Below are 11264 nucleotides of genomic sequence, written 5' to 3'. Positions count from 1 at the left end.
GTGGCGCGGGTGTCGATGTCGGGGGCGCAGGGGGCGCGGGGGCCGACGGTGTGATCCTGCTGGTGTGTGTCGGATGAGCGGCCGCGATCAACGACGGCAACGCGCGCCGGGGCTGCCCGTGCTCGACGCCGAGATGTGGGAGGCGCCCGAACGCCTGAGCCACCGCGACTGTCTGGAAGAGATCGCCGGGGACCTGTGCAGTCCCGACCGCGATCGGGAGGACGATCAATGAAAGAGACCCCCATGGCGGACGCGTCGCCGTCCCTGGCCGAGGGGCGCTGGCTGTGGCGGCGCCTGTTCGTCTTCATGACCAGTGTGATCCTGTGGGCGCTGGTGCATCGAGCGCTGGCCCGGGTGCCGGTCGAGGCCTTGCCGCCGCTGGTCGACCGGCTGTTGATGCTGATCGCCCTGATCACCCTTCTGTATCTGGTTGCGCCGACGGCCCAGCAACTGGTGGCGCTGGCGGTCCGGTTCCGACCGGGAGGACGGCCATGAGCTTCGTCTTCTCTCCCCGGTCGCGGCGGGCGCTTGCGGGCGTGCATCCGGATCTGGTGGCCGTGGCCGAGGATGCGCTGGCGCTCAGCCCCATCGACTTCCGGGTGACCGAAGGCCTGCGCAGCCCGGCGCGACAGGCTGAACTGGTCCGCGCCGGGGCCAGCCGCACGCTCAACTCCCGCCATCTGACGGGGCACGCGATCGATGTGGTCGCTCTGGTGGACGGCAAAGTGCGCTGGGACTGGCCGCTCTATCCGCGCATTGCCGCCGCCTTCAAGCAGGCCGCCCGTGATCGCGGGGTGAAGCTGGTCTGGGGCGGGGACTGGGTCCGCCTGCGCGACGGGCCGCATTTCGAGCTGGACCGAAAGGCCTATCCGGCATGAGCGGGCGGGGCATGCTTCAACTGGCCGGGGTGGCACTGGCCATCCTCGCCGTCCTGCTCCTCGCGCGAGGGGTGGGCCTGCGCTGGGACCCGTTCGATCTGCAGGGCCGGCGTCTGGACGCCGCCCGGGCCCGCGCCGAGCAGGCCGGGGCCGAGCACCGCGCGGCGGTCGCCGCACGGGACGGGGAGCGCCAGATCACCGAGGCGCTTGCCCGGACCCACCAGACCGAGGCCGCGCTCGCCCGCGCGACCGCCACCGCCATTCAGCAAGCGAGACAGGCCGATGATGCCGACCAAGCCCTGGCGCCCGATCGGGTGCGCCGCCTTCATGAGCATGACCGCCGCCTGTGCGAGCACGCCCCCGATCTCTGCGCCGCCGCGGGTCCAGCTGACCCTGCCGGCTGAGGCGACGCGCCCGTGCCGGCTGCCCACCCTGGCGCCATCTGCGGACATCGGGGCGCTGGAGGAAGCCTATATGGCGCGGGGCGAGGCGCTGGTGGCCTGTGACGCCGCGCGCCGGCTGGCGGTGGTCACCCTGCTGGCCGAACGGGCGGCTGAGGCGGCTGCCCGGGCGCGCTGACCGGCACAATTTGCCCATGACCCGGCAGGTTTTGCCGCTTTGCGTCGCCAGCCCGGCAGATATTGCCGGGTGAGAAGCGTGGTTAAGGCAACCTAACGGATAAAAAACAGCAACTTGGCCTCTGGCCCGATTTTGCGGCGCTGGCGCCCGTCTTGCTTGTCAGGGTCCTGAGCAAAACGCTCCCGGCAGCCAAAATGGCGTCGGACACCTTGAAAGAAGGACTATCGGTATGCCGCTGAACAGCGTCAACACGAACACGGGCGCCATGGTCGCCCTGCAGAACCTGCAAGCTACCAACAACGAACTTTCCATCGTCCAGTCGCGGATCAACACCGGCAAGAAGGTGTCGAACGCCAAGGACAACGGTGCCATCTGGGCCATCGCCCAGGGCCAGCGTTCGGAAATCGGTGCGCTCAACGCCGTCAAGGACAGCCTGCAACGCGGTCAATCGGCCGTGGACGTCGGCATTGCGGCCGGTGAGTCGGTCTCCGACCTGCTGGTTCAGCTGAAGGAAAAGGCCCTGGCTGCCAGCGACACCTCGCTGACCACCTCGGCCCGCAAGGCCCTGAACGAAGACTTCAAGTCGATCCGTGACCAGATCACGACCGTCGTCACGAATGCCAAGTTCAACGGCGTCAACCTGCTGGACAACTCGACCGGCACCAACGGCTTCAAGGCGCTCTCGAACGCCTCGGGCTCGACCATCAAGGTGGCGGGTGAAAACCTGTCGCTCGGTGGTGCGAACGTGACGCTGGCCGCTACGGCGACCATCGGCACCTCGACCCTGGCCAACACGGCCCTGGGTGTGATCAACACCTCGATCGACAACGTGTCGTCGGCTCTGGCTCGTCTGGGCACGGGCTCGAACTCGCTGAGCACCCACCTGAAGTTTGTCAGCAAGCTTCAGGACACCCTGGAAACCGGCGTGGGCAACCTGGTCGACGCCGACCTGGCCAAGGAAAGCGCCCGACTGCAAGCGCTGCAAACCAAGCAACAGCTGGGTGTGCAGGCTCTGTCGATCGCCAACTCCTCGACTTCCATCCTGCTCGGACTGTTCCGCTAAGGAGCGACTATCGGGAGCGGTGGCGTTCGCGCCTCCGCTCCCACCTCCGAGCCTTGAACCGGAGACGTCGGTCTAACCCCGACGATGGGAGATATGGATACCAATGCGAATGTGATTCCTGTTGCCATGGTGGCGGCAAACGCGGCCCCCGTTGCTCCCGCAGGCTCTGCTGCCGGGAGCGACTTCAATGAGTCCCGCGCCTCGCGGGATGCGGAACGGATGGCCCGCTACCGGCTGGTGATCGAGCAGGGCTCCCACATGGGGGTCTTCATCTACAAGGTGCTGGATCGCGAGACCGGAGAGGTCGTGCAGCAGCTGCCCCGTGAGGAAGTGGCTCGCATGGGCAATCGACAGGATTATTCCGCCGGCACGGTGATCAACACCGCGGTCTGACGGGACCCACAGTGTGAGCCTTGAGGCCGCGCAGGGATCGCCCCGCGTGGTTAAATGTCGTGGTTAGCGCGCGTTAACCATGTGCAAATGAAATCGGGCCTAGCGTGCTGCAACGCACTGAGAGGCTCGATCCGGATGACGAACAGCGTCCACACCAATACTGCGGCGGCCGTGGCCCTGCAGAACCTGACCCGCACCAATGAGCGGCTGGGCGATGTCCAGAACCGCATCAGCACCGGGCTGAAGGTGCAGGGAGCCAAGGACAATGCGGCCATCTGGGCCATCGCCCAGGGGCAGCGGGCCGACATCGGCGCCCTCTCGGCCGTCAAGCAGAGCCTGGATCGGGCGACCTCGATCGCCGACGTGGCCCTCTCGGCCGGCGAATCGATCTCCGACCTGCTGAACCAGCTCAAGGAAAAGGTCGTCGCGGCCAAGGACGAGTCGCTCAAGACCCAGTCGCGCGTGCTGCTGGACGCCGACTTCAAGGCGCTGCTCCGTGCCCTGCAGTCCTCGGTTCAGAACGCCAGCTTCGACGGCGGCAACATCCTCGACGGCAGCCTGACCAACGGCATCAAATTCCTGGCCAATGCCGACGCCAGCTCCTCGATCACCCTGTCGAGCAAGGATCTGAGCCTGAGCGGCTCGATCATCAGCCTGTCGCTGACGGATGAGCTGCTGACCCTGACCGGCGCGACCAACGCCCTGTCCAAGCTCGACAATTCGATCACGGCCCTGAACTCGGCGCTGGGCGAGATCGGCGCCCAGGCCAAGCAGATCCAGGCCCACAACACCTTCGTCACCAAGCTGGTCGATACGCTGGAATCCGGCGTCGGCAATCTGGTCGATGCGGACCTGGCCAAGGAAAGCGCCCGCCTGCAGGCCCTGCAGGTCCAGCAACAGCTGGGTGCCCAGGCCCTGTCGATCGCCAACCAGGCGCCGCAGGTGATCCTGTCGCTGTTCCGCGGCTAAGAAATCCTAGGGCAGCCCTGACCGTCCGATCAGGATCGGGGCAGGGCGTCCGCGCCGCTCGGGGCGAGGGGTCAGGCCGTACAGGGACAAGAAGGAAATCAGCAGCCTACTCAACGCAACCATGGGCACACGCTCCATCGGGCTGTTTCAGCGAACTTGCCGTTAACGACTATCCCGATTCGGGGTTCCGTACGCGGACGTTAAGACTTCCTTCCGACCACTCGCGCCAAAAGGGATCAGGCGCGCCATGATCGACAACAGCTATCTTCTGGGCCTGTTCGGAGGCACTTCAACGTTCTCGTCGTCGCAGGGAATTGCGACGGCGTCGGCGCTTGCCAGCAAGAAGGCCCAGCCGACCCCACCGTGGTCCTCCAGCGCCGTTGTCCCGGAGGCCGATGCCCTGGTCCGCTCGGCGCTCGGCGGGCGCCGCCTGATTGACGAGACCTCGGCCAAGCTGGATGTCGCGTCGGCATCCGAGGACTACCGGCGGCTGTTCGCCCTCTATCAGGGGCTGGAGACCCTGAACGCCCTGGTCAACCGCGCCGGCACCAAGGGCATCAGCACGACCGAAATGTCCCTGATCACCAAGCGGTTCGATCAGGGGCTGAAGGAAATCGGCAGTTATGTCGCCAGCGCGCCGCTGAACGACGTGCGGGTCGTCGCCGGGGTCACGGAATCGATCAGCAAGACCAGCGCCGGTGTCCGGCGGGACTCGGCGGTGTCGATCACCTCGCCGATCCACGAGGGCGATGTCGACGCGCCGGTCGCCGCCTTTGACGGCGCGGTGGTGTTCGACATCAACGTCAAACGCCTGAACGACACCTTCAACGTCCGCATCGACCTGTCCGAGATGGGGGGCGCCACCCGTACGCTGGGGTCGGTTACCGCCTTCATCAACGACAAGCTGGAGGCCGCGGGCCTTGAGACCCGGGTCGGGCGTGAGCGCAAGGCCGCCGAGCCGCGCACCATCCAGTCCGGCGGAAAGACCATCACCCTGCCGGCGGGGCCGGACCAGTGGTCGCTGGCCATCCGCGGCGTGTCGACCGAGGCGGTGTCCTTCTCGGCCCCCGATCCCTCCGACGCGGTCTATGTGGTGCAGGGCAATGGCACCACGGGCGGGCACCAGCTGCTGAAGTTCCAGGCCGATACGACCTCTGCCGCGACGACGGCTGCTCCCCGGATCGGTGAGATCCAGTGGGTCGAGGGCCGCGTGGCCCAGACGCCGCTGCCGGACGGCATCCGCACCGTGCGGGCCAGCGCCACCGGGCCCGACGGGTCGGTCTGGCTGGTCGCCGATATGGAAGAGGGTCTGGGCAACCAGCCGATCAAGGGTCAGTCCGACGTGGCCCTGATCAAGCTGGACTCGGCCGGACGACTGGTCAGCAGCCGCGCGCTGGGCGCCGCCAGCAATGCCTCGGGCTATGCCCTGGCCATCGACGCCGACGGCCGCGTGGCGGTCGCGGGTTCGGTCACCGGTGCCCTCGTGCCCGGTCAGAGCGGCGAGGTCGCGACCGAGGCCGACAGCTTCGTCACCCTGTTCGATTCTTCGGGTCAGGAACTGTGGACCCAGCGGCGCGGCGCCCGCGCGGCCGACGAGGCCACCGATGTAGCCTTCAGCGCAGACGGCCAGATCGTCGTCACGGGCCGGGCCAGGTCGTCCATGCCCGGGGCGGCGGCGCTCGGGGGCTGGGACTCCTACGTCCAGACCTTCTCCAGCAGCCAGCCCTATCCGACAGCGGCCTGGACCGCGACGCTCGAGGGCACGGTCCAGTTCGGCACCTCCGGCGATGACGCCGTCCAGGCGACCGCCGTCAGCGGCAACAGCCTCTACACTGCGGGCGAGGAGAACGGACGGCTGGTGGTACGCCGGTTCCAGCTGACGCCGGGCGGTGCGCCGCAGCTGCTGTCGACACGCGACCTCGGGGCCATGAGCGGCGAGATCAAGGGACTGGAAGTCGATCAGGGGCAGGTGATCGTGGCCGGCGTGACCCGCAATGCCAGCCTCGACGTCGGCACCGTCACCCAGACCCACAACGGCGGCCAGGATGCCTTTGTCGCCACCCTGTCCGAAGACCTGACGCCGTCGGGGGCAGAGCGGCTGACCTATATCGGTACGGCGGACGAGGAGGCAGTGTCGGACGTCCGCCTGCTGAACGGCAAGATCTGGATGACCGGCACGGCCGCCCGTCCCCTCGGTGTCGACGAGAAGGAGCCGGTCAACGGCTATCTCAGCCGGATCGACCCGCTGACCGGCGCCGTGGAATGGAGCCAGACCTGGGCGGGCGACTCTGGAAACGCCCAGCCCCTGACGATGGCCGTGGCGACGGGTGCCAGCAGCGTCCTCGACCGGCTGGGTCTGCCCTCGGGCGAGATTGTCCAGAGCGAGTCGCGCCGGCTGGTGGATGCGACCTCGCTCAGGGTCGGGGACCGGTTCGCGGTCGTGCCGGCTTCCGGCGGTCGGGCGGTCAATGTGACCATCGACGCCCGCGATACCCTGCAAACCCTGGCCCGCAAGATCGAGCTGGCGTCGGGCGCGCGGCTCAAGGTGACGGTCGCTTCGGAAAGCGCGACCTCGGACAAGGCGCCGAAGGGCCTGACCTCCGTCCAGGCCGGTATGCAACGCCTGTCGATCATGGCGCGCGATGGCCGCGAGGGCGCGGTCCTTGTCTCGGGCGAGCCCGGTCGTGATGCGCTGGCGGGTCTGGGCCTTTCGGCGGGCTTCATCGGCCCGACGGCGACGGACGACGGCCCGCGGACCTTCGGTCTGGATCTGCCGCAGGCGCTGAGCCTTGCGACCAAGGAGGACCGCACGGCCACGGGCGAACGCCTGCAGGCGGCGATGAAGGCGGTACGCGATGCCTATCGGGCGCTGGCTCCGGCGCCCGCGCCCAGCGCCTCCTCGGGCACCGTCCCGGCCTATCTGACCAACCAGCTGGCCAACTATCAGGCGGCCCTCGCGCGGCTTGGGGGCTGATCACGGCGATCGGCCGGAAGGCGGTTGACGCCACGGGCCGGGTCGGGGTTATTGGTCGCCTTCGCAAGTTCCAGTCGAGCGCTGCCGCATGGCCACCCCTCCTGACAACCGCATCATCCTGGCGATCGGGGCCGGCCTGGCCGTGATCCTCGCCATTGTGCTGGCGCTGGTGTTCATGCGCGGCGGAGGCAGCGAGGCGCCGGCTGGTCCCAAGGGCAATCTGCAGGTCGATGTCGCCGAGCCGGAGTCGCTGGAGCCGACACGCCAGCTGCGCTGCTTCGTGGAAGGCCAGTTCGTCGGCATGCTGACCCTGGATGAATGCGCCCGTCGGAACGGTCTGGCGACCGAGGCTCTGGATGTGGGGATCGACGAGACCGGCGAGCTGGTGGCCGCTCCGACCGCGTCGCTGGCGCCCCCGCCGACCCTGCCGCCGGTGGAGGTCGAGGACGTCCCCCCCGTGATCGACTCGCCGGTCGAACCGGTCGACACGCCGTCGCGCCCCGGCGCGGCCTGCCTGCGCCATACCGGATCGGACTGGCGCTCGCTGTCCAGCAATATGGGTATGGAGGCCTGCGTGCGGGCCCTCTATTCCGGCACCTGCGTGCGACCGGGCGAGGCACGCTATGGCCGTTGGGGCGACATGACCCTGCGGCTGGTGCCGGGTCGCGTCGAACAGTCCTCGGACAACACCAACTTCCGCACCCTGACCGAGCAGGACCGCCGGACCTGTACCTTCCCGGAGCTGGGCTGATGCGCGCGCTTCTGCTGGGTGTCGGTGTCGCGGCGCTCGGGCTGACGGCCTGCAACACGGCCTTCGAAGCCCCCTATGACGAGGGCGTCTGCTACTATGTCGTGCCGTCCGAGGCCGAGGGCGAGGACCCGAAGCTGAACGTGGTTGCCCGCGACCAGCCGCAGATCGAGTTCTGCGCGGCCCGGCTGGAGGAGATGCGGGTCAGCTTCCTGCGCATGGGCGGCACCAACCGCGAGATCATCGGCGCTTACCAGGGGCAGTTCATCTTCATCGACCAGTATGGGGTCAAGTTCGGCAAGACCCTGACCGGCAGCCGCTTCTTCGCCCTGGCGCGGACAGGCGACGGTCGCCTGGCCATGCCCGGGGCCATTCGTCGGGCCGAGGACGGTCGCCCCGTGGCCGTGGCCGGCAATCCCGAGACCGCCCCGACCGAATAGCCCGGCTTGACGCCACGGCCCGGACGGTCGAGAACATTAACAGAACATAGCGGCCCGGCAGGGGCCCGAGAAACGGAGTTGGAAGATGGCGGGCAGCGTCAACAAGGTCATTCTGATCGGCAATCTGGGGCGCGACCCCGAGATTCGCACCCTCAACAGCGGCGACCGCGTGTGCAACCTGCGCATCGCCACCTCGGAAACCTGGCGCGACAAGTCCTCGGGCGAGCGCAAGGAGAAGACCGAGTGGCACCAGGTCGTGATCTTCAACGAGAACATCGTGAAGGTCTGCGAGAACTACCTCAAGAAGGGCTCGACCGTGTACGTCGAGGGCTCGCTGACGACCCGCAAGTACACCGACCAGCAGGGCGTGGAGAAGTACACGACCGAGGTGGTCATCCAGCGCTTCAACGGGAATCTGACCATGCTGGGCGGACGCGGTGACGGCGGCGGTGGCGGCGGTGGCGGCGGGGGCGGCGGCCGTTCGGACGACGACTACGGCTCGGCCTTCTCGTCGGGCGGACAGGCCCGTTCGTCGGGGCCGAAGGAAAGCTACGACCTCAACGACGACATCCCCTTCTAGGGGCTCACGCGGTTGAAACCGTCCGTCACCGCTGTTGACGGGCGGGTCCGCGGGAACTGTGCCACAAGCGGCTGTGACCCAGACGCCTCCCGTGAAAGCCGCCAAGCCGGTTCCCCATGACCTGACCCTGCTGGAGATCGCGGCCATCCTGGCCGTGATCGTCATATGGGGCGTCAACAACGCCGCGGCCAAGGTCGCGACCGACTCCCTGCCGCCGCTGATGACCGGCTCGATGCGGTTCGCGCTGACGGCCCTGTGCCTTGCCGCCTTCATCCGGTCGCCCTTCCCGAACTGGAAGAGCCTGCTGCTGATCGTGGGCGTCGGCGGGCCGCTGCACTACGGCCTGATCTATGTCGCCTTCTGGCTGGCGGATGACGTCAGCCCGGTGTCGGTGGCCGCCCAGCTGTGGATCCCGTTCACCGCCCTGTTTGCCTTCCTGCTGCTGGGAGAGCGGCTGAAGCGCCCCGCCCTGGCCGGGCTGGCGGTGGCCTTCGCCGGCGTGGTGTGGATGTCGGCAGACCCCAATGTGCTGCACGACTGGGATGCCATTGTGGTGGGCATTTCGGCGGCCGCCGCCTGGGCGCTGACGACGGTGATCGCGCGGCGCACCACCTCGATCCCGCCGCTCAAGATGCAGGGCCTGCTGGCGATGGTCACCATGCCCGTGCTGGCCTTGGCCTCGCTGACCTTCGAGCACGACCAGGTGGCGGCGGCGATGACCGCGCCGCCGATCGCCTGGGCGTCGGTGCTGTGGGGCGGGCTGGCCTCGTCGGTGATCGCCACCACGCTCGTCTTCTGGCTGGTCCAGCGGCGCGAGGCGGGGCGGGTGACGCCCTATCTGCTGGCGACGCCGGTGGTGTCGATCCTGATCGGCTGGGGCCTGATGGGCGATGTGCTGACGCCGCAGATCCTGATCGGTGCGGCCCTGACCATGGGCGGCGTGGCAGTCGTGGCGCTGGCCGAGCGGGGTTTGCGCGCCGGAGCTGCCAAGGCCTGAACCGTCAGGCCGGAACCACGCCCGGCCGGCCCGCCTCGACGGCGAAGGTGGCCCGCGTCGACAGGGTTCCCGACCGGTCCGACACCTTGTCCAGCACCTTGAACTCGGTCTGCCAGCGCCCGGCCGTGACGTCGCAGACGGCATAGCCCCGCTGGGCGTTGTTGAACTTCAGGAAGGGGTTGTCCTCCAGATAGCGGCGGCCGTCGGCCCGCTGGTCGGTGCCGTCGCCCGAGGAGCTGATCGAGGTGGTGACGAACTCGCTGGCCACGGGCGCCCCGGACGGGTCGCGGCCGTCGATGTGCAGGTCGCCGGCATAGTTCTGGTGCTCGTCGCCGGTCAGGACCACGAGGTTATCGATCCGGCGATCGCGGACCCGCTCCAGCAGGCGGCGGCGCGGAATGGCATAGCCCGCCCAGGTGTCGAGGTTGTAGCCCAGCTCGGGCCCCTCCTTGCGGTCGAGGTCCATAACCATGATCTGCTGGGCCAGCACCTTCCAGCGCGCGTCCGAGCGTTCGAGGTTGCGGTACAGCCACTGTTCCTGCGCCTCTCCCAGCACCTGGGCCTGGCGGTCGGAAACCCCGGCGCAGGTGGTGGCCCAGCGGTCGTCGCAGGGCTGGTCCGAGCGGTACTGACGCGTGTCGAGCAGGTTCAGGTCCAGCAGATTGCCCCAGCCGGCCTGACGGTACAGCTGGGCCGTGGCGCCTTTCGGGAAGGCCGACCGGCGCACGGGCATGTTCTCGTACCAGGCCTGGACGGCGGCCTGCCGGCGCAGCAGGAAGACCTCGGGCGGGGTGCCGTCCTGATCGATGGCCGAGACCCAGTTGTTGTCGATCTCGTGGTCGTCCCAGGTGCAGAACCAAGCGGTCGAGGCATGGCTGGCCTGAAGGTCGGCGTCCATCTTGTACTGGGCGTAGCGGCGGCGGTAGTCGTCGAGGCTGTAGACCTCGCCGCCCAGATGCTGGCGGGGGTTCTCGAAGGTGCCGCCCGAGCCGTTGTAGAGGCGGCTGGCCCGGCCCTCATAGATGTAGTCGCCGTAGCAGTAGATGAAGTCGAACCGCTCGTCGGCGGCCTTGCGGTGGGCGGTGTAGAAGCCCTGCTCATAAGCCTGACAGCCCAGCACGCCGAAGCGCACACGGTCGACCGCGGCGCCCGCTGCGGGGGCGGTCACGGCGCGGCCGGTGGCGCTGCGCTCGGCCCCGGCGATGAAGCGATAGAAATAGGGACGTCCGGGCTGGAGACCCTCGACCTCGACATGGACACTGTGGCCCAGCTCCGGCCGGGCCATGGCCTCACCCGAGCGGACCGGGCTGGAAAAGCCGGTGTCGGTGGCGACCTCCCACTTCACCGGGACGGCCGCCGACGGCATGCCATGGCCGATCTCGAGCGGGCGCGGCGCCAGTCGCGTCCAGATGACGAAGCCGTCGGGCAGCGGATCGCCCGAGGCGATGCCCAGCTGGAACGGATAGTCGATGAACACCGGATCGGCGATCGCCGACCGCGCCCCCGACAGCGCCACGCCCCCCATGCCGAGGGACAGCATCATCTGACGACGGGACAGGGAGGGCAGGCGCATGGGAAGGACTCCGGAGTTCCACGCTGGGACTAGCGGGGGATTGTGACGACTGATGCGGGGCGAGGGGAGG

At 68.4% G+C, this 11264-nt stretch carries 14 protein-coding genes; 12 read left to right on the top strand and 2 right to left on the bottom strand.

The window, feature by feature from the left end:
- Positions 1 to 73: 73 nt before the first annotated feature.
- From J7346_RS14570 to J7346_RS14560, 3 genes are read left to right on the top strand one after another with little or no spacing between them, the layout of a single operon-like run.
- The gene (locus J7346_RS14570; RefSeq protein ID WP_209120694.1) at positions 74 to 232 is read left to right on the top strand and encodes a hypothetical protein; all 159 of its coding nucleotides are present in this window, start codon (positions 74 to 76) and stop codon (positions 230 to 232) included.
- Positions 229 to 495 carry a hypothetical protein gene (locus J7346_RS14565; RefSeq protein ID WP_245157912.1) on the top strand — a complete coding sequence of 89 codons (267 nt, stop codon included), beginning with the start codon at positions 229 to 231 and terminating at the stop codon, positions 493 to 495. Before J7346_RS14570 ends, J7346_RS14565 begins: the two co-directional genes overlap by 4 nt.
- Positions 492 to 878, top strand: a complete 387-nt coding sequence (locus J7346_RS14560) for a M15 family metallopeptidase (RefSeq protein ID WP_209120693.1) — start codon at positions 492 to 494, stop codon at positions 876 to 878. The genes J7346_RS14565 and J7346_RS14560 overlap by 4 nt, the downstream gene beginning before the upstream one ends.
- On the opposite strand, the gene J7346_RS14555 is transcribed toward J7346_RS14560, so the two are convergent.
- Entirely contained in the window at positions 866 to 1213 is a 348-nt protein-coding gene (locus J7346_RS14555; protein ID WP_209120692.1) for a hypothetical protein, read from the bottom strand. The two genes, J7346_RS14560 and J7346_RS14555, sit on opposite strands and share 13 nt — an antisense overlap.
- Here J7346_RS14555 and J7346_RS14550 point away from each other — a divergent pair.
- From J7346_RS14550 to J7346_RS14510, 9 genes are all read left to right on the top strand, one after another.
- Complete coding sequence (locus J7346_RS14550) at positions 1206 to 1457, top strand: hypothetical protein (RefSeq protein WP_209120698.1); 252 nt, start codon at positions 1206 to 1208, stop codon at positions 1455 to 1457. The genes J7346_RS14555 and J7346_RS14550 overlap by 8 nt on opposite strands.
- Positions 1458 to 1686: 229 nt before the next feature.
- Positions 1687 to 2520 carry a flagellin gene (locus J7346_RS14545; RefSeq protein WP_209120691.1) on the top strand — a complete coding sequence of 278 codons (834 nt, stop codon included), beginning with the start codon at positions 1687 to 1689 and terminating at the stop codon, positions 2518 to 2520.
- A gap of 93 nt (positions 2521 to 2613) precedes the next feature.
- Entirely contained in the window at positions 2614 to 2913 is a 300-nt protein-coding gene (locus tag J7346_RS15080) for a flagellar protein FlaG (RefSeq protein WP_245157911.1), read from the top strand.
- A gap of 135 nt (positions 2914 to 3048) precedes the next feature.
- Entirely contained in the window at positions 3049 to 3882 is an 834-nt protein-coding gene (locus J7346_RS14535) for a flagellin (protein ID WP_209120690.1), read from the top strand.
- Between the two features lie 247 nt (positions 3883 to 4129).
- The gene (locus J7346_RS14530) at positions 4130 to 6856 is read left to right on the top strand and encodes a transcriptional regulator (RefSeq protein ID WP_209120689.1); all 2727 of its coding nucleotides are present in this window, start codon (positions 4130 to 4132) and stop codon (positions 6854 to 6856) included.
- A gap of 88 nt (positions 6857 to 6944) precedes the next feature.
- Positions 6945 to 7607, top strand: a complete 663-nt coding sequence (locus J7346_RS14525) for a hypothetical protein (RefSeq protein WP_209120688.1) — start codon at positions 6945 to 6947, stop codon at positions 7605 to 7607.
- Complete coding sequence (locus J7346_RS14520; RefSeq protein ID WP_209120687.1) at positions 7607 to 8044, top strand: hypothetical protein; 438 nt, start codon at positions 7607 to 7609, stop codon at positions 8042 to 8044. The genes J7346_RS14525 and J7346_RS14520 overlap by 1 nt, the downstream gene beginning before the upstream one ends.
- A gap of 85 nt (positions 8045 to 8129) precedes the next feature.
- Positions 8130 to 8624 (top strand): single-stranded DNA-binding protein, encoded by a 495-nt coding sequence (gene ssb / locus J7346_RS14515; protein ID WP_209120686.1) that lies wholly within the window; start codon positions 8130 to 8132, stop codon positions 8622 to 8624.
- Between the two features lie 91 nt (positions 8625 to 8715).
- Entirely contained in the window at positions 8716 to 9621 is a 906-nt protein-coding gene (locus J7346_RS14510) for a DMT family transporter (protein WP_209120685.1), read from the top strand.
- Positions 9622 to 9625: 4 nt separating this feature from the next.
- On the opposite strand, the gene J7346_RS14505 is transcribed toward J7346_RS14510, so the two are convergent.
- Positions 9626 to 11194, bottom strand: coding sequence for an alkaline phosphatase D family protein (locus J7346_RS14505; protein WP_245157910.1), 1569 nt, complete (start codon positions 11192 to 11194; stop codon positions 9626 to 9628).
- Positions 11195 to 11264: the final 70 nt, after the last annotated feature.

Origin of the sequence: Brevundimonas sp. A19_0, assembly GCF_017744255.1 — a bacterium.
Lineage (GTDB): Bacteria > Pseudomonadota > Alphaproteobacteria > Caulobacterales > Caulobacteraceae > Brevundimonas.
This window is presented reverse-complemented; position numbering and strand designations above follow the sequence as displayed.